The following is a 24,061-nucleotide window of genomic DNA, read 5'->3' on the forward strand; positions in this document are numbered from 1 at the left end:
GCGGAGAAGAGCGTCAGAGCAACTTCCACGCTCCAGTGAGCGCCTCGCGCAGAATCTGCTCCATCTCGTCGAACTGCGGCTGGTCGCAGATCAACGGCGGCGACAGCTGGACCACCGGCTCGGCGCGGTCGTCGGCGCGGCAGTAGAGGCCGCCCTCGAACAGTGCGTTCGAGAGATAACCGCGCAGAATCCGTTCCGATTCCTCGGCGGTGAAGGTCTCTTTGGTCGCTTTGTCCTTCACGAGTTCAATCCCGTAGAAGAAACCGGTGCCGCGCACGTCGCCGACGATCGGCAGATCGGTCAACCGGTCGAGAGTCGCCCGGAAGGCGGTTTCCTTTTCCAGCACATGGCCGTAAAGGTTCTCGCGCTCGATGAGGTCGAGGTTGGCCAGCGCGACCGCGCACGAAACCGGGTGGCCGCCATAGGTCGAGCCGTGCATGAACGTCGCCTCGCCGCCGGCGAACGGTTCCATCAGCGCCTCGCTCGCGAGCACCGCGCCGAGCGGCGCGTAACCCGAGGTCAGGCCCTTCGCGGTGGTGATGATGTCCGGCCGGTAGCCGTAGCGCTTGGCCGCGAAGTCGTAGCCGACCCGGCCGAACGCGCAGATCACCTCGTCGGACACCAGCAGCACGTCGTGTTTGTCGCAAATCTCGCGGACCCGCTGGAAATAGCCCGGCGGCGGAACAAAACAACCGCCGGTGTTTTGCACGGGTTCGAGGAATACCGCGGCGACCGTGTCCGCGCCCTCGAATTCGATGGCCTGCTCGATTTGATCGGCCGCCCATCGGCCATACGCTTCGTAGTCGTCGGCGTGCTCGGGTGCACGGTAGAAGTTCGTGTTCGGCACACGCAGAGTGCTCGGCACGAGCGGCTCGAAATCGGCCTTCGCACCCGGAATTCCGGTGATGGACAGCGCGCCCTGCGACGTGCCGTGGTACGCCAGCGCGCGGCTGATCACCTTGTGCTTAGTGGGTTTTCCGGTCAGCTTGAAGTACTGCTTCGCGAGCTTCCACGCCGTTTCCACGGATTCGCCGCCGCTGACGGTGAAGAACACGCGGTTGAGGTCGCCCGGGGACGCGACGGCCAGGCGTTCGGCCAGTTCGAGCGCGGGCGGGTGCGCGTGGCCCCAGAGCGGGAAGTACGCGAGCTGTTTCGTTTGCCGCGCGGCGGCTTCGGCCAGTTCCTCGCGGCCGTGGCCGACCTGCACCGCGAACAGCCCGGCGAGACCGTCGAGGTAGCGCTTGCCGGTCTCGTCCCAGATGTAGGCGCCCTCGCCGCGCACGATCACCGGGATGTCGGCGATGTCGGCGCGGCTGTGGCGCGTGAAGTGCAGCCAGAGGTTGTCGCGTGCGGCAGTGCCCGAGCCGGTGGTGATCCCGGCGGGTTCGGCGGTCGTGGTCATGGCTCCTCGAAACGGGCCTCGAAGCTGCCGGCACGCACCCTGGCGTACCGGCCGGACTTCTCGGTTATCGCACGAGCCGACACCGGTTGGCAAGCGGATCAGTCGTCGATGCCACCCACAACGACTAATTTCGTTAGTCCCAGAGGGACGGATCTTCGGATTTCGTCGTCACCGACGGTGCGAGCCCCACTGGTAGGACTGTTTCCGCAGCTTGAGGTACACGAGCGTCTCCGCGGTGCGCACTCCGGGCAGCGTGCGGATGCGGTTGGAGATCACGTCGAGCAGCGCCTCGTCGTCGGCACAGAGCACCTCGCAGAGCACGTCGAAGCGGCCGGCGCAGAGCACGACGTACTCGATCTCGTCCATTTCGGCCAGTGCGTCGGCGACCGGATCGAGCGGGCCGTCGACCGTGATCGCGACCATCGCCTGGCGGAAAAGCCCGATCTGCAAGGGATCCGACACCGCGACGATCTGGATGACGCCCGAATCGGACAGCCGCTGCACCCGCTGGCGGACCGCCGCCTCGGACAGTCCGACCGCCTTGCCGATCGTGGCGTACGGCCGCCGTCCGTCCTCTTGCAACTGGGCGATGATCTGCTTCGAGATGTCGTCGACCACCGGCGGCGCCGGCCGGTTCGGGTCCTGGCTCTGCATCCGGGGATCATCTCGGGTCGACCCCGCCGCGGGCAACCTCCGGCGTGGCGGATGGTCGCCCAGAGTGTCCGGATCGTCCGTCAGCTGGGGTGGCCGACAACGGATTTCGTCGTCTTTCCGGCGTTGACAACGGCAAACCCGTCCTGTTCCATCCGTCGAATTCCAGCGCCGCCGACGGAGGGATCCCCATGCCGCCTCATCCGGTCCCCGTCCAGACCGACACCGCCGCCGGTTCGCCCGCGCCCCGCTCGCTGACCAGATCGATCGGGGTCGGCGGCGGAACCCTGCTGACGCTGAGCTGCGTGACCCCGGCGTCGTCGCTGTTCGTTCTCGTCCCGCCGCTGTTCGGCTCGCTCGGCACCGGCACCGCGCTGGCCATCGGGCTCGCCGTGCTGCTGTGCGTCGGGATCGCGTTCTGCTACTCCGAACTCGGCACGCTGGTCCCGAGTTCGGGTGGCGAGTACGCCATGGTGTCGACAGTGGTCAGCCGGTTCGCCGGGTGGATCACCTTTATGTTGTCGTTCATCGTGATCCTCGTGGTGCCGCCGATCATCGCGATCGGAGTGGCTGATTATCTGGCGGTGGCCGTCCACATCGACCCGTCCGTGGCGGGTGCGCTCGTGATGCTGGCGTCGACCGGGATGGGCCTGGTGAACCTGCGCTCGAACGCGTGGCTGACCGGGATCTTCCTGGTGATCGAGATCGTCGCGATCGTCGTGGTGTCCGTGCTCGGCTTCGCGCACAGCGACCGCCCGGCCGCGGTGCTCGTGCGGCCCAGCCTCGACGGCGTCCATCCGATCGCGCTGGTTTCGGTCATCGCCGGGCTCGCGGTGGCGTTGTTCGTGGTGCAGGGGTTCTCGACCGCGGTGTATCTGGCGGAGGAGATGCGGGAGCCGCACAAAACGGTGTCGCGGACGGTGTTCTGGACGCTCGGCATCAGCGCGGTGGTGATCCTGGTGCCGGTCGTGGCGATCACGCTGGGCGTGCCGGACCTCGCGACGCTCGGGAACCTCGACCTGACCGCGCTCGTGGTGAGCTGGAGCAGTTCGACGTTCGGCACGATCGTGAGCCTCTGCATCGCGGCGGCGATCGTGAACGCGGTGATCGTGATGGTGATCCAGAACTCGCGCGTGCTGTACGCGTCGGGACGGGATCACGCTTGGCCTGAGCCGGTGAACCGTGCGTTGAGCGTGGTGAGTCCGCGGTTCGGCGCGCCTTGGGTGGCGACGCTCGTGGTCGGCGTTTCGGAAGCGGTGCTGTGTTTTGTGCCGGTGGAAACGCTGAGTGGCGTGACCGGGGTCGCCGTCGTCGCGCTGTACCTGGCGATTTCGGCGAGCGTCCTGTGGGCGCGACGGCCGGCGCACCGGCGGCCGCAGGTGTGGCGGATGCCGGGGTGGCCGGTGGTGCCGATGGTGGCGGTGCTGGCGCTCGGGTACGTGCTGGTGTCGCAGAGCTTGCTGGACCTGGCGATCACGGCTGGGGTGCTGGTGGTTTCCGCCGGGTATTGGTGGGGCTATCTGCGCCGGCGGTCGGATCGGTGGCTGGTGACGATTCCCTGACCCGTGCTCTGGTGAGGATGGACAGCTCGGTGGGGCGCAGTGCGTCGCCGCGTTTCCATTCGACTGGGATGTCCTTTTGCCGGACGTGTTCTCTCGGCTCGAGCAGGTGGTCCCGCAGGAGCGCGGCCATCTGCTCGGCGCTGAGGAACGTTTGCCACGGTTCGCCGTGGGCGGCTGCTGCGGCCATGACCAGCTCGGCATAGGCCTGGCCCGCCTCGTCGCGGAGTTCGGCGGGGAGGAGGTACTCGACGATGAGTTCTGTTCCGGGGGCTAGGCCGCTGATCGCGTGGAGGGTTTGGCTGATCGCTTCCTCGGTGAGGTACATCGTGACGCCGAGCCAGCTGACCAGCGCTGGACGGTTCGGGTCGAATCCCGCTTGGACAAGGTGACTGGTCAGCGCCGGGTCCTTCTCGAAGTCGACGGCGACGAACTCGACTGTCTCGGGCGTGGTGATCCCGGCTTCGGCCAGCAGTTTCTTTTTCCAGCGCTGGGTGGCGGGTTTGTCCACTTCGAACACTCGCAGGTCGTCGGGTCGGGCTTCGCGGTAGGCGAAGGAATCCAGGCCCGCACCGAGAATTACGTATTGGTCGACGGCCATTTCGGCCAGCCGGTTCTCGGTGTAGCGACTGCGGGTGACGACCGAGGTGCGGGCGCCGGACAGGGCTGGGTGGCTGCCGTAGACCTGGTGGTAGCTGAGGAGTTCTTCGGCGCGTTCCCCCAGAAGGCGGTGTGCGAGCGGATCGGTGAAGATTGCCGGGTGGTCGTCGACCAGCAGATGCGCGGCTCGCGCTGCGGCGGAGAGAAGAGCTGTGCGGCTGGGTTGCGCGTCGGGGGTCATAGCTTCGGACTTTAACCCAGTAATGTTGGAGTATAGCAGAAAAATGATTTTTTCGAAAGAGCGAAGCGGTTCCGTTTCGGCAACGGCGGTGAATTCGGCTCAGGTGTCGAGCGAGATTGCGTAGCGGGCGAACGGTTCGCCTCGATGCGGGAAATCGTGGCGATAGGCGAAGCCGAGCCGTTCCATCACCGCACGGGAGCGGGCGTTGTGTACCTCGGTGAAGGCGACCACTTCCGTCGCACCGAGTTCGAGACCGATCTCGGTGGCGTAGCCGTTTCCCAGCGCGCCTCGCGTATTGCCCAGCCAATCTCCGCGGTGTGGGCTTCCGCGTCGGCGCGGGTCCAGCGGGAGGTGCCCAGGTCCAGATGCACGCGGTACAACTCATCAGCGAGATGCGGACCAATCGAGCCGAGGCGTTCGGTCTCCAGCTCAGGCGGCCACTGTGGACGGAACAGTCAGCGAAGCGTTGACCCGTGCGATGAATTCCGCATTGGACTTTGTCGTGCGGACCTGGTCCAGGAACTGTTCCGCGGCCCGCTTCGGGTCCTGGGTGGGCAAGGCGCGGCGGACCTCGTTCATCACGGCCAGTTCCTGCGGCGGGACGATCAACTCGTCGCGGCGGGTGCCGGAGCCGAAGAAGTCCACGGCCGGGAAGACGCGGTGGTCGGCGAGCATGCGGTCCAGGCGGAGTTCCGAGTTGCCGGTGCTTTTCAGCTCTTCGAAGAACACGGTATCGGCCAGCGAACCCGTGCCGACCAAGGCGGTCGCGATGATGGTCAGCGAGCCGCCGTCCTCGATGTTCCGTGCTGCGCCTAGGATTTTCTTCATCGGGTGCAGCGCGCTGGCATCGACGCCGCCGGACAGGATTCGGCCGGAGGTGCGGGCTGCCAGGTTGTACGCGCGGCCCAGGCGGGTCAGCGAATCCAGCAGCAGCACGACATCCCGGCCGGTTTCGACCAGGCGTTTCGCGCGTTCCAAAGCCAGTTCGGCGACGGCGGTGTGTTCGGCGGGTTTGCGGTCGAAAGTGGACGCGACGACCTCGCCGTGGACCGAGCGGGTCATGTCCGTCACTTCTTCGGGGCGTTCGTCGGCGAGCAGCACCATGAGGTGTGCTTCCGGGTGGTTGACCGCCACCGCTTGCGCGATCGCTTGCAGCACAGTGGTTTTACCGGTGCGCGGCGGGGCGACGATCAGGGCGCGCTGGCCTTTGCCCAGCGGTGCCACGAGATCGAGGACGCGGGTGGTGAGCTGGTGCCGAGTGGTTTCGAGGACCAGTCGCTGGTTCGGGTGAATGGGGGTGAGTGTGTCGAAATCGGGGCGCTTTTCGCCGGGCGGACGGCCGTTGACGGAGACCAGTTCGCCGTCGTCGAGGACGAGTTCGTCGCCGCGGCGCAGGCCGTGGGTGCGGATCAGGGACAGCGGCACGGACGGGCCGCCGGGGGTGTAGCCCAGTGCGGCGGTCTTGCCGTGGATGTCGAGAATTCCTTGCTGTGTCATGGTTTGTGGCTCCTTGAGCAGTGACAGTCGACGCGAAAGCGGACCGCCGGAGTGAGACGAAGCGGGTCAGGCGACGGGCTTCGGGAAAGACGCCGATCCTCGTCGCGTGGACTCACGCTGGCGGGAAAGGGCGGAACCCCTGGGCGGCGGGGCCGACTTCCTGGGGTATGCGGTGAGAGTAGCGCATCGGATCCGGCCGCACAACTGGCACTGCACGCGAAAGGGGCCTCGTGAGCGACTGCCCGGCGGAAAACCGGCGCTCACAAGGCCCCAACAAACCTGGCCGCGGGTCTATTCCCGGGGCCGCGCGGCGGTCACGGCATCTCCCACGGAGCCTGCGGCAGCACGTGCCCGGTCTCCAGCAGCGACTTGAGGTTCGACAGCACCGCAGCCCAGCCGCCGGACACGTCCTGGTGCGCCTTTTCGTCCGGCAGGTCCTCGTGGGTCACGGTCAGCCGGACGATGCCCTCGTGCTGTTCGATGTCGAACGTCGCGCGGGAGGGCTCCTGGTCCTTCGGGCCGTTCGGGTCGAACCACGTGGTGACCAGGCGCTTCGGCGGGACCGCCTCGATGACCTCGCCCTCGACGTCGGCGATCCCGGACCCGTCGGTCCGCACGTGCGCCCACCGCGAACCCTTGTTCCAGTCGGATTCGTTGCGGTGGCCCCAGTACTGCCCGGTCAGCTCGGGGTCGGTGAGCGCGTGCCACACCTTCTCCGGTGTGCTCTGGATGTAGGTCACATACACAAAACTCGGCTTCATGGCTTCCTCTGCTCGACGTTTGACGGCACTGAGCATCCGCAGCCGCGGCTGCTCGAACCGGTCCACCCACCGCTCCTGCATCTCGTGCAGCGGCACCGGATTCAGGTAGTGCAGCTTTTCCCGGCCGCGGCGCACGCTGCTCACCAGATTCGCCGCCTCCAGCAGGGCGAGGTGCTGGGTCGCGGACTGCCGCGTCATCTCCAGCCGGCGGCACAGCTCGCCCAGCGTCTGCCCGTTGTCCTCGCGCAGCTGGTCGAGCAGGTACCGGCGGGTCGGATCCGCCAGCGCCTTGAACACTTTGTCCAGGTCGGGTTGCACACTTACAGTAAGGCAGGCAAATGCCTGCCTGTCAAGTCGTCCGAGGTAGAGACAGGTCAGCGCCGAGGCGAGTTACTGATCGCCTCGGCGCTGACTACTCAAAGTGTTCAGAAGACCTCAGGAGCGAGCGAGGGGGCCGCCATGTCGGCGTCGAAGGGGAACATCGGCCGAACGATGCCGGAGTGGCCGAGCCGGAGCAGGTCCTGGTCGACGCCGCCGGGGGTGAGGGCCAGCAGCCAGTCCGAGGCCATGTCGTACAGCTCCGGTTCGAGGTAGCCGATCTTCACGATCACGACGTCCGCCTCGCGCGGGCGCAGGCCGAGCGCGTGGAAGTCGGATTCGAGGTGGTACGGCTTGCGGCGCGCGGTCACGATCACCCGCAGGCCGCCGACCGCCAACGCCACCGCGGTTCCGGCGACCGGGTCGTCGGTGTCGATCGCGGCCACCTGCGCGGTGAGCGCGACCGGACCGTGCGGACCGGAGTCGACTTTTCCGCCCAGCTCCACCGAGATCGTCGCTCCGACACCGGCTGCCACCGCCGTCGCGACGGCTTCGGGGTCCACAATGGCCGCGTACAAGGTGGTCAGTGAAGAGTCCACAATGGCCGGAGTGTTCAGCAGGACGTCCAGGCTCCACGACGTGTCCCCGGCACCGCCGGCGGTCGGGTTGTCACCGGAATCGCTGATGAAGAACGGCCGCGAGGTCGAAGCGACCGCCTGCGCGAGGCATTCCTGAAGGGTGCCGGTCGGGGCGACGAAAGCGAAGTCGTGCCGAGCGTCCCAATAGGATTGGGCCAGGTACTCCGCTTCCTTGGTGATCACGGAAACGTCGTCGCCCATTACCACCACCGCGGCCTGGCAGCGTGGTTCGTCGGCCCACGCGTAGCCGACCCAGATCGCTGCGTCCAGGACCCCGTCGAGCGCTTCGACGTCGTCCACCGCCGCGTAAATGCTCTTCGCCGGTTCGAGCCGGGTGCTCGTCTTCTCCCCCGGCAGCAGAACCGGAACCTGTACCCAAGCCTTCTTCGGCCGACCGCCGGACCGCAGCCGCGACACCAGGTTCCGCGCCGCCCGCTCGCGCGTCTCCCACGCATCCTCGTGCGGGGCCATCCGATAGCAGGTGATCAGGTCCAGCGCGGTGACCAATTCGCGGGAAACGTTGCCGTGCAAGTCCATCGACGCAGACACCAGGACGTCCGGGCCGAGAATGGAGCGGATCTCCTGCGCGAGCGAAGCCTCCACATCGGACCGTCCGACCACGCTCATCGCGCCGTGGATGTCGAAGAACAGCCCGTCCAGTTCACCCGCCGAACGCAGCCGGTCCAGGATTTCCCCGGACAGCTCGGCGTAAGCCTCCTCGGTGACCGCGCCGCCGGGGAGCGACCGGGCGTCGACCAGCGGCACCCATTCGACGTCGCGAGCCCAGTCCGCGCCGAGAAAGTCGTAGCGGGCCAGCAAATCGTCGCCGCGCGAGATCCGGAAGTCGTCCACAGTGGATCGATGCGGCGAGAAGGTACTCGATTCGATGGCGATTCCGGTGATCCCGACCCGCAGCTTCTTCATCGTCCACTCCGTTTGATCGCTTGCTCGAACACCGCGTCCAGCGCGAGCGCGCCCGCGCCGTAAAGCCCCGCGTCCGCACCGAAACGCACCCGGTCGATCCGCAGTTCCCTGGTAGCCAAAGGAAGACACCGTTCGTACAGCGCACCGCGCACGGCCGCGACGAACGCTTCCGAACCGGACAGCGCGCCGCCGAGCAGCACCTCGTCCGGGTTGCTGAAGTTGACCACCGTGGCCAGCACCTCGCCGAGCCGCAGCCCGGCGCGCCGCACGGCTGTGGTCGCTTCGGGATGTCCGTCCTCGGCGGTGGCCATCACCTGCGCGGTGGTCTCCAGCTTCAAGCCCTGCGCCTGCAACTGCCCGACGAGCGCGGCGCCGCTGGCCACCACTTCCAGGCAGCCGCGATTGCCGCAGGTGCACGGCTGGTCCTCGGCGGCGGGCACGCGCACGTGGCTGATGTCGCCCGCGACCCCGGCCCGGCCGCGATAAAGCTCGCCGCTCAGCACGATTCCCGACCCGATGCCGGTACCGGCCTTCACGACCAGCAGGGTGCGCCCGGGCGCGCCGGACACGGATTCGCCCAGCGCCAGCATGTTCGCGTCGTTGTCCACGACCACCGGCAGCTCGAAGTGCTCCGCCAGCGCGTCCCGCACCGCGAAACCGCGCCAGCCGGGCATCCGCGACGGCAGCGTGATGGTGCCCGCGTTGACGTCGACCGGACCGGGGAACGCGACGCCGACACCGAGCGCGCGGCCCGGACACTCCGCGCCCGCCATGACATCGCGCACCGCGGCCGCGAGCCCGGCGACCAGTTCGCGCGGCTCCTGGCTGATGTCCAACGGCCGTTCGTGCACTTCCAGCAGGTTGCCCGCGATGTCGAGCGCGCCGATCCGCACGTGCCGCGAGCCGACGTCGGCGGCCCAGACGTGACCGAACCCCGCGTTGACCGACAGCAGCTTCGGCCGCCGACCGCCCGCGGACCGGCCCTCGCCGGATTCGCTCAGCACCCCGGCGGACATCAGCGCCTGCGTGCGCACCGACACCGTCGATTGCGGCAGCCCGAGCGCTCGCGCCAGGTCCATGCGCGACCTCGCGTGGCCGTGCGCGACCAGCCACAACAGCCGCAGCGGTCCGGCCGGATCCACCGCGTCACCTCTTTCATCAAAGCTGATGTAACTAAACCGTTCGACAGGACTCTTGGCAATTCCCGTCTCTCGTGCAAGATTACCCGACAGCCAGGACACCGCATAGCACCTGGCACTGGTCTTTCATCAGAGTTGTTGGAAGTGATGCGAATGGCTCGACGCCCGTGGCGCACCGCGCTCGGGGTCACGCTCGCCGCCGCGCTGGCGTTGTCCGGCTGCGCGGCGGGCCGGGAACCGCACGGCGGCGGTTCCGGCACCCCGAAAACCGGCGGCACCGTGCGGTTCGCGATGCCGCCGTCGGCTACGCCGAACTGGATCATGCCGTTCTCGATCCCCGGCTACGGCGGGTCGTACAACGCCATGATCCGCTCGGCCATGTACGTGCCGCTCTACAACTACGACGGAAGTTCCGGCTCGGTCACGCTCGACGACGCCGCGAGCGCCGCCAACCCGCCGCGCTACTCCCCCGACGGCAAGACCGTGACGATCACGCTCAAGCCGCTGACCTGGGCCACCGGCGAGCAGCTGACCAGCCGCGACGTCGAGTTTTGGCTCAACCTCGCCCACGCGGGCAAGGACAACTGGGGCAAGTACTCCAAGGGCCTGATCCCGGACAGCATCACCGGATTCCACGCCGTGGACGACCGCACGTTCACGTTCACCCTGGACAAGGCGTACAACCCGGACTGGTTCACCGCCAACCAGCTCAGCCTGATCGTCCCGATGCCGCACGCCTGGGACCGCACCAGCGCCGCGGGCCCGGTCGGCGACCACGACCGCACCCCGGACGGCGCGAAGCAGGTCTTCGACTTCCTGGTGAGCCAAGCGAAACAGCTCGGCACCTACGGGACGAATCCACTGTGGAAGGTCGTGAACGGACCGTTCGCGTTGGCCGGTTTCACCACGTCCGGCGAGGTGACGCTGCGGAAGAACCCGAAGTACACCGGACCGGACCCGGCGAAGCTCGACACCGTCCGGTTCCTGACCTTCACCAGTTCCTCGGCGGAGTACAACGTGCTGCGTGCCGGCGGCGTCGACTACGGCTACCTGGCGACGTCGAACCTCGGCCAGCGCTCGAAGCTCGAGGAACAGGGCTACCGGGTCGAACCGTGGAACGGCTGGTCCATCACGTACTCGCCGTACAACTTCAACAATCCCCAGCTGGGCAAGGTGTTCTCCCAGCTGTACGTGCGGCAGGCGATCCAGCACGCGGTCGACCAGGACGCCATCACCTCGGTGATCTGGCGCGGCGCCGCCCGGGTCGGCTACGGCCCGGTCCCGCAGGACAACGACACGAAGTACCTTTCGCCCAAGCAAAAGACCAATCCGTATCCGTTCGATCTGAACAAGTCGAAGCAGCTGCTCGCCGACCACGGCTGGAAGCCCGGCTCCGACGGCGTCCTCCTGTGCGCGGACCCGGCGAAATGCGGCGAGGGCATCGCCGAAGGCACCCGCCTGTCGCTGACCATGCTGACCGAATCAGGTTCCGACGAGACCGACGGCACCATGCAGGAACTGCGCTCGGAGCTGTCGAAGGCCGGCATCGAGATGAAGATCAACGCGCAGCCGCTGAACACCGTGCTGGCCAACGGAACCACGTGCAAGCCGACGGACCCGTCGTGCAGCTGGCAACTGTCGTACTTCGGCACGCAGGGCAGCTGGTACTTCTCGGCGAACCCCAGCGGCGAGGAGCTGTTCGCGACCGGCGCGGGCACGAACTTCGGCGGCTACACCGATCCGAAGGCGGACAAGCTGATCGCGGCCACCAACCTGGCCTCGGACAACGGAGCGATGCTCGAGTACAGCGCCTACCTAGCCGAGCAGCTTCCGGTGCTGTGGCTGCCCAATCCGCCGTATCAGGTGTCGGCGATCGACACCGCGCTGCACGGCGTGACCCAGGACCCGATGGCCGGGCTGCTTCCGCAACGCTGGTTCTGGACGAGGTGAGGACATGACGCGCTATATCCTCCGCCGGCTCGTGCTGGCCGTGGTGGTCGTGCTGCTGGTCACCGTGGTGACGTTCGTGCTGCTGCATTTGCTGCCCGGCGGCCCGGCTCGCGGCGTGCTCGGGGTGAAGGCCACCGAGGCGCAGATCGCCGCGTTCAACCACGCACAGGGCTTCGACCAGCCGCTTCCGGTGCAGTACTGGGATTACCTGGTGCGGTTGCTGCAAGGCGACCTCGGCGAGTCGTACACGCAGAACTCGCCGGTGAGCACGCTGCTGACCGAGCGGATGCCGAAAACCTTGCTGCTCACCGTGTTGTCCACCGCGCTCGCGATCCTGGTCGCGCTGCCGCTCGGCGTCTGGCAGGCAGTCCGTCGCGGCCGTACCGCGGATCTGCTCACCACGGCCATCACGTTCGTGCTTTACGCGACGCCGGTGTTCTTCCTGTCGCTGGTGCTGATCATCCTGTTCGCGCAGGTACTGCCGTGGTTCCCGGCGCAGGCCGCACAGGGCGAAACGATCGGCGAACTGCTGTCCCAGCCAGGCGCGTTGGTACTGCCGGTGCTCGCCGGGACCGGAGCGGCGCTCGCCGCGTTCAGCCGGTACATGCGAGCGTCCACTCTGGACAGCCTGTCCGAGGATTTCGTGCGCACCGCGCGGGCCAAGGGAACGCCGGAGCGCACGATCATCTGGCGGCACGTCTGGCCGAACTCGCTGACCTCGGTGGTCTCGATGCTCGGCTACTACGTGCCAGTGGTGTTCGGCGGCTCGCTGGTCGTCGAATCGATGTTCAACTACCCCGGCATCGGCCTGCTGTTCTGGACCGCGACCCGCACGGCCGATTTCCCGGTGCTGCTGGGCGTCGTGCTCGTGATCGCCGTGGCGACCGTGCTCGGTTCGCTGCTCGCGGACCTGATCCAGCTGGCGATCGACCCGCGGGTGCGGGTGAAGGGAGCGCGGTCGTGACTGTCCTTTCGCGGCTGTTTGCCCGCAAGTCCGCCGTCGCGGGCGCGGTCCTGCTGCTGCTCGTCGTGGCGTTCTGTTTCCTCGGGCCGTTGCTCTACGGCACCGACCAGTCCCACACCGACCTCGCCTCGGCGCGGCTCGGCCCCGGCGGAGGGCATCTGCTCGGCACCGACGACCTCGGCTACGACGTGCTCGGCAGGCTCATGGTCGCCGGCCGGACGTCGCTGGTCATCGGTGTCCTCGCCGGGCTGATCGCGACCGCGATCGGCGCGGTGTGGGGCGCGGTCGCCGGGTACACCGGCGGCTGGCTGGACACCGTGCTGATGCGGATCGTCGACACCGGCGTCGCGATCCCGGCGCTGTTCCTGCTGCTGGTGGCCGCGACGCTGGTGACGCCGAGCGTCGGCGTGCTGGCGCTGCTGATCGGCGCGGTGTCGTGGCTGGTGCCCGCGCGGCTGATGCGCGCGGAAACGGTGAGCCTGCGCGAACGCGACTACATCCGCGCGATCACCGTGCTCGGCGCGAGCCGCACGCGCGTGGTGTTCCGGCACATCATTCCCAACGCGATCGGCACCGTGGTGGTGAACGCGACGTTCCAGATCGCCGACGCGATCCTGCTCGTGGCGTACGTCAGCTTCCTCGGGCTCGGCGTGCCCGCGCCCGATACCGACTGGGGCGCGATGCTCTCTAAAGGAATTACCTACACCTTCGACGGCGCGTGGTGGCTGATCCTGCCGCCGGGCATCGCGATCGTGCTGGTGGTGTGCGCGATCAACTTCCTCGGCGACGGGCTGCGCGACGCGTTCGCGGTGAAGGGGCGACGATGAGCGAAGCAGTGCTGGACATCCGCGACCTGCGGGTGTCCTATGCGGACGGTTCGGCGGCGGTCGACGGGCTGAGCCTGTCGGTCGCGCCCGGCGAGATCGTGGCGGTGGTCGGCGAGTCCGGTTCCGGCAAGAGCACGGCGGCGCTCGCGGTGCTCGGGCTGCTGCCGGATTCCGCGCGGGTCACCGGGTCGATCGAGCTGGCCGGGCAGAACGTGCTCGACCTGCGCGGCGAAGAGCTGCGGAAACTGCGCGGCCCGGCCGCCGGGATGGTGTTCCAGGAACCGATGACCGCGCTGAACCCGTTGCGGACCATCGGTTTCCAGCTCGCCGAGGCGATCCGAAACCACGACCCGGAGAAGCTGCGCCACCGCCGCTACTACGACCGGTGCGCCGAACTGCTCGACCGCGTCGGAGTTCCGGAACCGGCCGCGCGGCTGAAGCAGTACCCGCATGAGCTGTCCGGAGGTTTGCGGCAGCGCGTGATGATCGCGATCGCACTCGCGGCCGGGCCTCGGTTGATCATCGCGGACGAGCCGACGACCGCCCTCGACGTCACGGTGCAACAGCAGATTCTCGACCTGCTGCGCGATATCCGCGAACACGAAGGCACCGCGACGCTGCTGATCACGCACAACATGGGCGTCGTCGCCGACGTCGCGGATCGCGTCGCGGTGTTGCGCCACGGCAAGCTCGTGGAAGAAGCTCCAGCGGCGGAACTGTTCGCTTCGCCGAAGGCGGATTACACCCGGGAACTGCTGGCCGCGGTTCCGCAACTGGGTTCGTTCACCCACGATGCGACCGTCGAAGAAACCCGGAAACCCGTGCTCGCGCTGTCGAATGTGGTGGTCGAGTACGGCGGGCGACAGGTGGTAAACGACGTTTCCCTCTCCGTCTCACCCGGTGAGATCGTCGGGCTGGTCGGCGAATCCGGTTCAGGGAAAACGACGCTCGGCAACTGCGCGCTGGGCCTGGTCACGCCGAAATCCGGCTCCGTCGAAGTGCTCGGCGGACCGCTGCCGAAAGGCACCGGCCGGTCAGCACGGGCGGTCCGGCGGCAGATCGGCGCGGTGTTCCAGGACCCGGCGGCGTCGCTCGACCCGCGGATGACGGTCGCGCAGACCGTCGCGGAACCGCTGGTGGTCCACACCTCGACCGGCCGCGGCGAGCGGCAGCGGCGGGTGCGGGAACTCCTCGACGCGGTGGAGTTGCCGGAAAGCCTGCTGGGCCGGTACGGGCACGAACTGTCCGGCGGGCAGCGCCAGCGCGTGAGCCTCGCCCGCGCCCTGGTGCTGGGCCCGAAACTGCTGATCGCGGACGAACCGACGAGCGCGCTGGACGTATCCGTGCAGGCAGCGGTGCTGGAGGTGTTCCGGCGGCTGCATCGCGAGTTCGGTTTCGGCTGCCTGTTCGTGAGCCACGACCTCGCGGTGGTCGACAGCCTGTGCGACCGCGTCGCGGTGCTGCGCGCGGGCGAGCTGGTGGAAGAAGGCCCGGCGGAAACGGTGTTGCGCACTCCGGAACACCCGTACACGCAAGCGTTGCTGCTGTCCTCGCCGGTGCCGGACCCGCAGTTGCAGCGGAGCCGGCGCGAGGCGCTGGCCGGCGCGGACCCCGCGGCGTGACGGGGTTGCGGGCCGGAGTCGACATCGGCGGGACGAAAACCCTGGTAGTGGTGTGCGACGAGGACGGAAAAGAACTGGGGTCGGCGTCCGCGCCCTCCGAATCGCATCGGGGCGGCGCGGCGATCCTCGACCGCGCGGCGGAGCTGGTCAGCTCGCTGGTGCCGGACCACGCGGCGCTCGCCGGGGTCGGCGTCGGAGCGGCGGGCGTCGTTGACCCGGTGACCGGGACAGTGCTGGTCACCGGCGATTCGTTCACCGGCTGGGCGGGCACGCCGGTCAACGCCGAGCTGTCCGCGCGGCTCGGCGGGGTGCCGGTGCGCACCGTCAACGACGTCGACGGATTCCTGCTCGGCGAGCTGCTGCCGGGCGAGCGGAACGTGCTCGGCGTCGCGGTCGGCACCGGCGTCGGCGGCGCGCTGTTCGTCGACGGACGGCTGCTCTACGGCGGCGCGACCGGGGCCGGAGAGATCGGGCATGTCGGCCGCTACGGGGAGGAACGCTGCACTTGCGGGCAGATCGGGCATCTTGAGGCGTACGCGGCGGGCCGGGCGTTGACCCGCCGCTACGGCGAGGCGACCGGCCGGACCCTCGCCGCGGAGGACGTCGCCGCCGAAGCGCTCAACGGGGATGACGCCGCCCAAGCGGTGTTCACGGACGCGGGGCGGTTCCTCGGCCAGGCGGTCGCGCACGCCGCCGGGCTGCTCGGCCTCGCGACCTGCGTGCTCGGCGGTTCGGTGGTCAGATCCTGGACGCTGCTGGAGAAGCCGGTGCGGGAAGCGCTGGAGGAACGGCCGCTGCTGTCCGGGAAACCGGTGTCCGTCCGGCTCTCCCGGCACGGCGCGAAATCCGTGGCGTTGGGCGCGGCCGGTCTCACTGCCGGTATTCAGCGGCTACCGGACGTGAGCAACCCCTAACCAGTCCTCTGTGGACCATCGAGAAAACCGTGGCCTCGGGGTATACGCTGTCGGGCACCGACGGAGCCGGGGGCAACGATGCGCGCGAAGCTGGGCGGAACGGGACGGGCGAGAACCGCGGCGGACCACGTGCGTGAGCGTGGTCTCCACCCCGCTGACAGCAGGTGACTTGGTCTATACCATTCCGGTGATCAATTCCCGTCCGGTGGCCAACGAGGGGATCCCATGCCCGTCATCAGGCGCAATATCGTCCCGCTCCGGTATTCCGACCCGAGCGTCGTCGCTTACGTGCGCAGCCCGAGCGACTGGATGGTGTCCAATTGCGGCTGGATCCGCGGCCGGGAAGGCGTTCTGCTCGTCGACACCTGCGGCACCGAACGCGACACGCTCGACCTGGTCAGCGACGTCCGCAAGTACTCGACCGTCGAAATGCCGCTCACGCTCGTGCTGACCCACGCGCACGGCACCCACCACAACGGGGCGGGCGTCGCGCTGCGCAACGGCGGCCGGATCCTCGCCGCGCCCACCGCGGTGCCGATCATCCGGTCCGGCCCGCAGTGCAACGAGGAGATCTTCGACTGCGCGAACTGGGGCAAGCTCGAGGCGCCGCGGCCGGAGGCGGTGCACTCGGTGATCGAACCGGTCGAAGTGGATCTCGGCGGCGTCGTCGTGGAGGTCGTCCCGTTTCCCGGGACCGCGCACACCGACGGCGACCTCGTGTTGTTCGAACCGCGCACCGGGACGCTCTTCACCGGCGACCTGCTGTCGGTCGGCTCGACGCCGTTCGCCGTGCACGGTTCGATCCCCGGCTGGCTGACCGCGTTGGACTGGCTCGACAAAATGTTCCCGGACGTCCGCACCTTCGTGCCAGGGCACGGCGGGCTCAGCCATCCGGGCAGTTTCCCGGTCGCGGTGCTGCGCACTTATCTGCACTGGCTGCTCGACGCGACCGCGAGCGCGGGCACGCCGGACTTCTCCGAACTCGCCACGATCGCCCGCCGCCGCTGGCCCACGTGGACGGTCCCGGAACGGCACATCGGGAACCTGCTGCGCGCGCACGCCGATCAGCACGGGGAACGGCTCGCGTCCGCCGAGGCGATGCGCGCGATCCGCGACGCCGCGGGCGGCAAGATCGACCTGGACGCCCTGCTCGGACTCGGCAAGTCTTAACGCCGGGAAATCGATTCCCCGGAGTGGCTCCTGACCGTTTCCGCGAGTCCGTGAGGGGAACCCTGAGGGACTCTGATTCCCTCAGGGTTCCCCTCACGGACGGCAAACCGGGCGACCGCCGCGCGCGTCGGCCCTGGCATTGCCGCAGCAGTCCGTGAAGGGGTCCTTGAGGGAATCTGATTCCCTCAAGGAGCCCTTCACGGACGTCTCATCGTCCCGGTGCGGGGAATGCGCTATTTCCCCCCCCGGACAGCCAGAAGGGCGCCGCCGGAATCCCGGCGGCGCCCTCACCGCTGATGACTAGCCGCGGCCCCCGCGGCACAGCTCCCGAAAAGAACGCTCAGGCGCTGGCCTTCTTGCGCGTCGCGCGCTTGCGAACCGGCTTGGCCGGGGCCTCGGTGTCGCGCTCCTCGTAAGCCTTCACGATCTCGGCCGGGAGCCGGCCGCGGTCGGACACGGTGAAACCGTTGTTCTCGGCCCACTCGCGCATCGCCTTGTTGCGCTCGCGGTCCGCGGCGGTCGAAGCCGGCCGCGGGGCCTGCCCGGCGGCCATGCGGACCTTGCGCCCGCCGACCCGGCGCGAGGCGGCGACGTAACGGGCCAGCTCTTCCCGCAATGCGGCGGCGTTGTCTTCGGACAGATCGATCTCGTAGCTCACGCCGTCGAGACTGAACGGGACGGTCTGTTCGGCGATGCTGCCGTCGATGTCGTCCACCATCTCGACAAGGACTTTTTGCGCCATGATTCGCGTTCCTTCACCTTCTACAGGATGTGCCTCCGATTACCCTATCGTGTCGAGTGACGGTCCGCGCAGCGCGACTCCATTCCTGTCCGGCGGCCGGTGCTTTCCCGGCCGGTTCCCGAACACCTTCAGTACCCAATCCGCGACTGCGCGCACAGTTCCCGCGCTCTGGAAAATTTCCAGTATCGCGGTATTCGCACGCGGTTTCCCGCTGAGCGGACTGGGAGACCGGCCCCGGAAACGGCCGAAGGCCACCGGGTCGAAACCCGATGGCCTTCGGTCTTCCGCGCGAACCGCGAGCTAGTTGCGCCCGGTCGGCGCACCCGTCTTCGGGTCGAGCGGGAGCTTGCCCGCCTGCGGCCACCAGAAGTTGAACATGTTCCAGAGTCCGCCCGCGCGAGTGTCGAACGAGCCGTCGCCGACCCGGCCGGAGAACCAGTTGTCCTCGATGAACTTCAGCACCGAGGTCTGGTCGGTCCGGGTGTGGTCGACGTAGTTCGGCTTGCTGTAGGGCGAGATGACCAGCAGCGGCAGCCGAGGGCCGTAGCCGCAGCGGTCGGCGTGCCCGCCGAGACCGGTCGGCTTGCCGGTGCAGACGGCCTGGTCCTGCGACGCGTCCTGAGAACCGTTGACGATCTTCGAGTTCTCGTGGTCGTACCAGCCGTCGGAGTCGTCGTACGCGAGCACGATCGCGGTCGAACGCCACTCCGGCGACTGCTGGATCTTGTTGATCTCGTCCACGACGAAATGCTGTTCGTCGAGCGGGTCGGAATAGCCCGCGTGCCCGTCCTGGTACTCCGGCGCCTTGAGGAAGCTCACCGCGGGCATCGAACCGGCCTTGAGCGAAGTGTCGAAGTCGCTCGTGTCGTACTGGTGGTTGGCCTGGTCGGTCTGCCCGATCGCCTGCGCCGAGGACGGCGGCAGGTGGTGCGGGTTCGAAGTGGACTTGTAGTACTGGAACGGCTGGTGGTGCGGGCTGTAGTCCACGGAGGACTGATTGCCGATGTTCGCGTGCTTCTGCCCGCAGACCGCGTAGCCGTTCTCGGTGCCGGTCGGCTTGAAGCCGCCCTGGAACCAGCCCCACGTGACGTGCCGGTCGTTCAGCAGGTCGCCGACGTTGCGCCCCCGCATCGCGCCGAGGTTGTCGTTGGCGGTGTGGTTCTTGTCCGAGCAGTCGTCCCACGCCGGGTCCGGGTCGTTGATCACGGTGCCGACGCCGTTCTCGTCCGGCGACGCGACGACGTACGGGTCGCTCTTCGGCTCGTGCGTGACCGGGTCGACCGCCTGGATCCCGTGCGTCTGCCCGGAGATCAGGTTGAGCGCGCCCGGGGTGGACGGGCCGAAGACGGTGTTGAACGAGTTGTCGCCCATCGAGTAGTGCTGCGCGTAGTTCCACATGCCGGTGACGGTGTTGCCGTCGTAGTAGTCCATGACCAGGCCCGGCTCGCCGAACAGCACCGGCTGGCCCTTGCACTTGTCGGTCTCGGTCTTCTCGACGAACTTGTCCATCTTGCCGCCGTTGAACGCGGCCTGCTCGGCGCCGTAGCTGTGGTTCTGGTCGCAGGTGAGCGCCTTGTCCGGCCCGAGCCGCTTCGGGTTGTACGCGTTCGGGTTGTGCGTCAGCAGCTTGTCGTCGAGGCCGTTGACCTTCGGCGTGTGCTTCGCCGCTTGGAACGGCGTGCCGTCCTCGTTGGTGGCGTTCGGGTAGGTGCCGAAGTAGTGGTCGAACGAGATGTTCTCGCCGAAGATCACCACGACGTGCTTGATCGGCGTGAGCGTGGGCAGCCACGACGCGGGCAGCTGGTGCAGCGGCTGGGCCTGCGCGGACGAGGCCGCGGAGCCGGTGACGATCGCGAGCACGGCCGCCGAGACGAGCGCGCCCGCACCGAGCAGGCGACGGCGCCGTCTGCCGAATGCTGTGTCCACTGAGGATTCCTCCTGGTTTCGCGGGTGGGGATCGGGGCGCGCCTCAGGCGAGGAGCGCCCGGCCGAAGTGGTCGCTGGGACCGGTGACGCCAGGCAGCGCGAAGAAATAGCCGCCGCCGAACGGGGAGATGTAGTCGACGAGCGGCTCGCCGATCAGCCGCTTCTGCACCGTCTCGAATTGCCGCTCGAGATCCTGCTGGTAGCAGGTGAAGACGAGGCCCATGTCGAGGTTGCCGTTGGAGTCCACGCCGCGGTCGTAGTTGACCGCGCGGCGCAGGATCCGCTGTCCGTCGGTCTCCGGGGTTCGCGGATTCGCCTTGCGGATGTGGCTGGTGAGCGGAATGACGGTGCCGATCGGGTCGTCGGCGTACTGCGGTTCGTCCTTTTCGGACGCCCCGTCCAGCGGGGCGCCGGTGTCGCGGCGGCGGCCGAACATGTTCTCCTGCTCGGCGATCGAGACCCGGTCCCAGAACTCGACCAGCATCCGGATCAGCCGGATTACCTGGTAGCTGCCGCCGGTCGTCCACGCGGGCTCGCCCGCGCCCGACACCCACACCAGCCGGTCCATTTCGGACTCGCCCGGATTCGCGGTGCCGTCCTTGAATCCCATCAGATTGCGCGGGGTGCCGGACGGGCGCGAGGGCGAGCTGAACCCGTTGATCTTCCAGCGCAATTGCATTCCGCCGCGAGTCGCGCGGGCCAGATCGCGCAGCGCGTGCAGCACGGTGTCGGTGTCCCCTGCGGACAGGGTGAGCGACAGGTCGCCATGGCATTGCGGGGCGTCGAGCGCGTCGTTGGGGAACATGGTCATCGGCTTGAGCTTCTTCGGCTTGCGGTCGGCCAGCCCGTAACGACCGTCGAAAAGGGACGATCCGACGCCGACGATCACGCCGAGATCGCTGTGCGGCACCACCGGACCGAGCACCCCGGAGTCCGCGGGCGGGGCGGTGATCCCGAGCGCGGCCGGAGCACCGCCGTTCGTGAGAAACCGCGCGCGGTCGGTGATTTCCTGGAACAGCTCGGCCAATTCGGCGCGGTTTTCGGCGACCACGTCGAAGGACGCGATGATGCTTTGCGCTGGAGGCTGGCGGAGAATCGCGGCCTGTTTGGGGCCGTGGAAGGGAACCGTGGCAGGCGATTCCTCGCTCGCGCTGGCTGTTACCCCGATTCCGGCAGCCGCGGTGATCCCCGCGCCCACAACTGTGCGGCGCAGGAAGGACCGTCGGGAGGATTCTGTCGTCACGAGGTCCTCCTCGGCTCCGCGATGGCGGCGATCGGAGCGAGCAGTTCGGTCAATTCACTGACGTCGCCGTTGAGCTTCTGCCGCTGCGGCACGGACAACTGGCTCACCGGCGTCCACGAGTTGTCCGGCTTCTTGGCGCTGTCGAGAGCGCTTTCGGTGCGCTTCATCCAGCTGTCCACCTTGGACAGTGCCGGATAGCGCGGGGCGAGCACCGGACGCAGGACGTCGAGGACCGCTTGCGTCCCGTCAAGATTCGCCCGCGCGGTAGCGAGGTTGGTGCCGCTGCCGTAATCGGTGCGGGCGGTCAGTTCGAATTGCAGGGTGTTCTCCACGATCTCGTGCGCGCGCAGGCCGAGGTCGTTCGGGTTGACCTGACTGTCCGCAAAGGACTTGCGGAGCTTCTGCACGTCGCTGTCCAGCTGATCGGCCACCGGCGCGAGGGCGGCGAGATCTTCGTTGTGCCACAAGCCGGATTCGATCCGGTGGAATCCGGCGAAGTCCGGGCTCTTGACTCCGTCAGGCAGCCCGTCGGCGGTTCCGTTGATGGCCTTGTCCGAATCCCCGAAGGCGTTGTAGGCCGCGCCGAGCCGCTCGTAGTCGAGATGCGCGACAAGCCAAGCGGCCTGACTCGCACCGCGATCGTTGCTCCGAATGGCGTCCTTTAGCTTGCCGACGTCCGCGGCCAACTGGCCGAGCCCTTGCGTCACATGGGCTTGATAAGACTTCAACGGCCCGAGCAGATCATTCTGCGTCACCGGCGCGACGCCCGGGCCACGCTCGGCACCACCGCTCACCGTGACCGTTGGCCCGACAATCGCCGACGAATCCTCAGGGAGGCAAAGGAATGCGTAGGTTCCATTGCCGAGTGTGACCTGCATGGGTCGAACAGTTCCGCTGCCGAGCCCTTCGACCTCGCCGTAAACCACACCGGTCGCCGGATCGATCAAATCCACCTCGGCGGTCACGGTTCCGGTGTTGCGCAGGTGAAAGGTCTGAACCCCAGGCCGCGGATCCGCCCAGCCCTGCCCGCAGGCCGACCGGGAGATCTGGATCTCCGGGTCCTGCGCCGAAGCCCCGTCCGGCCAGACCGCGAACGCGATCCCCGCCGCCACGACCGCAACCGCGACCCCACCGCCGATCCAGCGGGCGCGCACAGACCCCGGCACTTTTTCCTCCAGCCACACGTTCGGACTACCGGGACGGAATTATGCGTGCGGAAAGTGAAGAAACCCTGGTCGAGAACGTCGCCCACCCGGGAATTCACCAGGACTTCAACCAGGCAACGGAAGAAGCCGGACATAGCCGCCAAAGCGTGTGGTAATGGGCCGCCCGATTCGCCGGATATGACGCTTTCGCTCACCGCGCCCGCGCAGGGGAGGTCTCCCAATGCCTGTATCGCCAGGGTCTCCCAGCCGCCCGGGAATCCCGTCAACCTGGGGCAGCACTTGCTTCCCCGACAAAAGGAACGACGACCCATGGCGAGCACTCACGCAGACCTGTTCGATCTGAGCGGAAAGTACGCGCTCGTCACCGGCGGCACCAGAGGCATCGGAATGATGATCGCGCGCGGCCTTCTGCGGGCGGGCGCCCGCGTCATCGTCAGCTCACGCAAGGCGGACGCGTGCGCGGAAGCACAGCGTCTGCTGTCCGAATTCGGCGATGTTCAAGCAATCCCCGCCGACCTGTCCCGCCGCGACGAGTGCCAGCGCCTCGCTGAACTGGTCACGGCCGATTCGGGACGTCTGGACATCCTCGTCAACAACGCGGGCGCGATGTGGCGCGAGCCGCTGGAGACGTTCCCGGCCGAGGCCTGGGACGCGGTGCTCGACGTCAACCTCAAGTCACCGTTCTGGCTGGTGCAGGCACTGCTGCCCGCACTGCGGAGGGCCGGTGCGGCCGATGATCCCGCGCGGATCATCAACATCGGCAGCATCGCCGCCATCCACGTCGCCGCGGCGCCCAACTACTCGTACGCCAGCAGCAAGGCGGCGCTCCATCAACTCACCAGGGTGCTTGCCCGGGAACTGGGGCCCGAGCACGTCACGGTGAACGCGGTGGCCCCCGGAGTGTTCCCGTCACAGATGATGGCGGCCACGATCGATGCCATCGGCGACACGATCGCGGCGAAGACCCCGCTGCGCCGCCTCGGCCGCGACGACGACATGGCAGGCGTCGCCGTATTCCTCGCCAGCCGGGCCGGGTCTTACCTGACGGGCGCCATCGTCCCGGTCGACGGCGGGACCGCCACGACCGCCTCGGGCACCTAAGTTGGCTCTGGCCGGGGCCAGGGTTTGTGGTCCGTGAGGGGAACCCTGAGAGGGTGTTGTGGAACCTGGGTGGTTAGTCGTTGGTGTCTTCTGCTAGGCGGCGGGCTGCTTCGGTTTCGATGGGGCCGCGGGGTTCGATGTGTTCGTCGGCGAGGCGGGCGGCCATGAGCCGGATCATCGCGAACTGGATCATCGCTTCGGCGTGGGCGGTTTTGCGTTCGTAGTCGCGGGTCAAGCGCCTGCACCTCGTGAGCCAGCCGAAGGTTCGTTCCACCACCCACCGTCGGGGCAGCACCTGGAAGCCTTTCACATCGGCGTTGCGGGGCACCGCCACGATCTCGATGTCCTCGTTCTCGCGGGCCCAGTCCACGAGGGTGGCGTCTTTCGAGTTGACGTAGCCGCCGTCCACCCACACCAGCCCCAGCCGGGGAAAGACCCGCCGGATCCCGGCCAGGATCCGGCGGGCTCCGGGCCGGTCCTGCACCGACGCGGACGACACGGCCACACCCATCAGCAGCCCGAGCGTGTCGACCAGCACATGCCGTTTGCGGCCCCGCACCCGTTTTCCCGCGTCGTAGCCGATCTGCTCCCCGCCCTCGACGGTCTTCACCGACTGCGAGTCCAGCACCGCGGCCGAGGGCTGCAGGTCACGGCCGTCGCGTTCGCGGACCTTGCCGCGCAGCACGTCGTGGACCCGCTGCCAGGT

21 protein-coding genes are annotated in these 24,061 nt (G+C 68.0%); 8 read left to right on the plus strand and 13 right to left on the minus strand.

The genetic code is table 11. The features are described from left to right. Positions 1-13 precede the first annotated feature (13 nt). Together ACFORO_RS46505 and ACFORO_RS46510 are read right to left on the minus strand one after the other, a co-directional pair. Positions 14-1,402 carry an aspartate aminotransferase family protein gene (locus tag ACFORO_RS46505; protein WP_377875726.1) on the minus strand — a complete coding sequence of 463 codons (1,389 nt, stop codon included), beginning with the start codon at positions 1,400-1,402 and terminating at the stop codon, positions 14-16. Between the two features lie 168 nt (positions 1,403-1,570). Beyond that, positions 1,571-2,056 (minus strand): Lrp/AsnC family transcriptional regulator, encoded by a 486-nt coding sequence (locus ACFORO_RS46510; protein WP_377875728.1) that lies wholly within the window; start codon positions 2,054-2,056, stop codon positions 1,571-1,573. Between the two features lie 188 nt (positions 2,057-2,244). Here ACFORO_RS46510 and ACFORO_RS46515 point away from each other — a divergent pair, with 188 nt between their 5' ends. Further along, a complete protein-coding gene (locus ACFORO_RS46515; protein ID WP_377875730.1) occupies positions 2,245-3,615 on the plus strand; it encodes an APC family permease in 1,371 nt (456 codons plus the stop codon). Here ACFORO_RS46515 and ACFORO_RS46520 read toward each other — a convergent pair. The 6 genes from ACFORO_RS46520 to ACFORO_RS46545 all read right to left on the minus strand — a co-directional run bounded on the left by ACFORO_RS46520 (position 3,527) and on the right by ACFORO_RS46545 (position 9,733). Further along, entirely contained in the window at positions 3,527-4,453 is a 927-nt protein-coding gene (locus tag ACFORO_RS46520; protein ID WP_377875732.1) for a class I SAM-dependent methyltransferase, read from the minus strand. The genes ACFORO_RS46515 and ACFORO_RS46520 overlap by 89 nt on opposite strands. Before the next feature lie 99 nt (positions 4,454-4,552). Then, positions 4,553-4,684 (minus strand): hypothetical protein, encoded by a 132-nt coding sequence (locus tag ACFORO_RS46525; protein WP_377875734.1) that lies wholly within the window; start codon positions 4,682-4,684, stop codon positions 4,553-4,555. 198 nt (positions 4,685-4,882) lie between these two features. Continuing rightward, positions 4,883-5,950, minus strand: coding sequence for a transcription termination factor Rho (gene rho / locus ACFORO_RS46530; protein WP_377875736.1), 1,068 nt, complete (start codon positions 5,948-5,950; stop codon positions 4,883-4,885). 314 nt (positions 5,951-6,264) lie between these two features. After that, positions 6,265-7,029, minus strand: coding sequence for an ArsR/SmtB family transcription factor (locus ACFORO_RS46535; protein ID WP_377875738.1), 765 nt, complete (start codon positions 7,027-7,029; stop codon positions 6,265-6,267). 107 nt (positions 7,030-7,136) lie between these two features. Next, on the minus strand, positions 7,137-8,591 hold the full coding sequence (locus tag ACFORO_RS46540; protein WP_377875740.1) for a M81 family metallopeptidase: 1,455 nt from the start codon (positions 8,589-8,591) through the stop codon (positions 7,137-7,139). Beyond that, a complete protein-coding gene (locus ACFORO_RS46545) occupies positions 8,588-9,733 on the minus strand; it encodes an ROK family transcriptional regulator (RefSeq protein ID WP_377875742.1) in 1,146 nt (381 codons plus the stop codon). The genes ACFORO_RS46540 and ACFORO_RS46545 overlap by 4 nt, the downstream gene beginning before the upstream one ends. Positions 9,734-9,883: 150 nt before the next feature. Here ACFORO_RS46545 and ACFORO_RS46550 point away from each other — a divergent pair, with 150 nt between their 5' ends. The 6 genes from ACFORO_RS46550 to ACFORO_RS46575 all read left to right on the plus strand — a co-directional run bounded on the left by ACFORO_RS46550 (position 9,884) and on the right by ACFORO_RS46575 (position 17,177). Further along, positions 9,884-11,680, plus strand: coding sequence for a peptide ABC transporter substrate-binding protein (locus ACFORO_RS46550; RefSeq protein ID WP_377875744.1), 1,797 nt, complete (start codon positions 9,884-9,886; stop codon positions 11,678-11,680). A 4-nt stretch (positions 11,681-11,684) separates the two neighbouring features. Further along, positions 11,685-12,644 carry an ABC transporter permease gene (locus ACFORO_RS46555; RefSeq protein ID WP_377875746.1) on the plus strand — a complete coding sequence of 320 codons (960 nt, stop codon included), beginning with the start codon at positions 11,685-11,687 and terminating at the stop codon, positions 12,642-12,644. Next, positions 12,641-13,471, plus strand: coding sequence for an ABC transporter permease (locus tag ACFORO_RS46560; RefSeq protein WP_377875748.1), 831 nt, complete (start codon positions 12,641-12,643; stop codon positions 13,469-13,471). Before ACFORO_RS46555 ends, ACFORO_RS46560 begins: the two co-directional genes overlap by 4 nt. Further along, positions 13,468-15,093: a dipeptide ABC transporter ATP-binding protein gene (locus ACFORO_RS46565; protein WP_377875750.1), complete on the plus strand. Its 1,626-nt coding sequence runs from the start codon at positions 13,468-13,470 to the stop codon at positions 15,091-15,093. The genes ACFORO_RS46560 and ACFORO_RS46565 overlap by 4 nt, the downstream gene beginning before the upstream one ends. Beyond that, positions 15,090-16,007: an ROK family protein gene (locus ACFORO_RS46570; protein WP_377875752.1), complete on the plus strand. Its 918-nt coding sequence runs from the start codon at positions 15,090-15,092 to the stop codon at positions 16,005-16,007. Before ACFORO_RS46565 ends, ACFORO_RS46570 begins: the two co-directional genes overlap by 4 nt. 225 nt (positions 16,008-16,232) lie before the next feature. Beyond that, positions 16,233-17,177: an MBL fold metallo-hydrolase gene (locus ACFORO_RS46575; protein ID WP_377875754.1), complete on the plus strand. Its 945-nt coding sequence runs from the start codon at positions 16,233-16,235 to the stop codon at positions 17,175-17,177. A 340-nt stretch (positions 17,178-17,517) separates the two neighbouring features. Here the strand turns inward: ACFORO_RS46575 and ACFORO_RS46580 are convergent, their stop codons facing one another. The 4 genes from ACFORO_RS46580 to ACFORO_RS46595 all read right to left on the minus strand — a co-directional run bounded on the left by ACFORO_RS46580 (position 17,518) and on the right by ACFORO_RS46595 (position 22,254). Beyond that, positions 17,518-17,919 carry a histone-like nucleoid-structuring protein Lsr2 gene (locus ACFORO_RS46580; protein ID WP_344271835.1) on the minus strand — a complete coding sequence of 134 codons (402 nt, stop codon included), beginning with the start codon at positions 17,917-17,919 and terminating at the stop codon, positions 17,518-17,520. A 300-nt stretch (positions 17,920-18,219) separates the two neighbouring features. After that, positions 18,220-19,845, minus strand: a complete 1,626-nt coding sequence (locus ACFORO_RS46585) for a phospholipase C (protein ID WP_377873347.1) — start codon at positions 19,843-19,845, stop codon at positions 18,220-18,222. Positions 19,846-19,888: 43 nt separating this feature from the next. Next, complete coding sequence (locus ACFORO_RS46590; RefSeq protein ID WP_377873348.1) at positions 19,889-21,088, minus strand: Dyp-type peroxidase; 1,200 nt, start codon at positions 21,086-21,088, stop codon at positions 19,889-19,891. Continuing rightward, entirely contained in the window at positions 21,085-22,254 is a 1,170-nt protein-coding gene (locus ACFORO_RS46595) for an EfeM/EfeO family lipoprotein (RefSeq protein WP_377873349.1), read from the minus strand. Before ACFORO_RS46595 ends, ACFORO_RS46590 begins: the two co-directional genes overlap by 4 nt. Positions 22,255-22,563: 309 nt before the next feature. Here ACFORO_RS46595 and ACFORO_RS46600 point away from each other — a divergent pair, with 309 nt between their 5' ends. Further along, the gene (locus ACFORO_RS46600; RefSeq protein WP_377873350.1) at positions 22,564-23,355 is read left to right on the plus strand and encodes an SDR family oxidoreductase; all 792 of its coding nucleotides are present in this window, start codon (positions 22,564-22,566) and stop codon (positions 23,353-23,355) included. A 73-nt stretch (positions 23,356-23,428) separates the two neighbouring features. On the opposite strand, the gene ACFORO_RS46605 is transcribed toward ACFORO_RS46600, so the two are convergent. Then, a partial coding sequence (locus ACFORO_RS46605; RefSeq protein ID WP_377896785.1) for an IS5 family transposase occupies positions 23,429-24,061 on the minus strand: 633 nt, incomplete at its 5' end.

Source organism: Amycolatopsis halotolerans, from assembly GCF_042647905.1.
GTDB classification, from domain to species: domain Bacteria; phylum Actinomycetota; class Actinomycetes; order Mycobacteriales; family Pseudonocardiaceae; genus Amycolatopsis; species Amycolatopsis halotolerans.

Bases quoted from the DNA above. Each gene is read 5' to 3' on its own strand.
- ACFORO_RS46505 (WP_377875726.1), bottom strand. From the start codon at position 1,402: ATGACCACGACCGCCGAACCCGCCGGGATCACCACCGGCTCGGGCACT.
- ACFORO_RS46510 (WP_377875728.1), bottom strand. From the start codon at position 2,056: ATGCAGAGCCAGGACCCGAACCGGCCGGCGCCGCCGGTGGTCGACGAC.
- ACFORO_RS46515 (WP_377875730.1), top strand. From the start codon at position 2,245: ATGCCGCCTCATCCGGTCCCCGTCCAGACCGACACCGCCGCCGGTTCG.
- ACFORO_RS46520 (WP_377875732.1), bottom strand. From the start codon at position 4,453: ATGACCCCCGACGCGCAACCCAGCCGCACAGCTCTTCTCTCCGCCGCA.
- rho (WP_377875736.1), bottom strand. From the start codon at position 5,950: ATGACACAGCAAGGAATTCTCGACATCCACGGCAAGACCGCCGCACTG.
- ACFORO_RS46540 (WP_377875740.1), bottom strand. From the start codon at position 8,591: ATGAAGAAGCTGCGGGTCGGGATCACCGGAATCGCCATCGAATCGAGT.
- ACFORO_RS46550 (WP_377875744.1), top strand. From the start codon at position 9,884: ATGGCTCGACGCCCGTGGCGCACCGCGCTCGGGGTCACGCTCGCCGCC.
- ACFORO_RS46555 (WP_377875746.1), top strand. From the start codon at position 11,685: ATGACGCGCTATATCCTCCGCCGGCTCGTGCTGGCCGTGGTGGTCGTG.
- ACFORO_RS46565 (WP_377875750.1), top strand. From the start codon at position 13,468: ATGAGCGAAGCAGTGCTGGACATCCGCGACCTGCGGGTGTCCTATGCG.
- ACFORO_RS46575 (WP_377875754.1), top strand. From the start codon at position 16,233: ATGCCCGTCATCAGGCGCAATATCGTCCCGCTCCGGTATTCCGACCCG.
- ACFORO_RS46580 (WP_344271835.1), bottom strand. From the start codon at position 17,919: ATGGCGCAAAAAGTCCTTGTCGAGATGGTGGACGACATCGACGGCAGC.
- ACFORO_RS46600 (WP_377873350.1), top strand. From the start codon at position 22,564: ATGGCGAGCACTCACGCAGACCTGTTCGATCTGAGCGGAAAGTACGCG.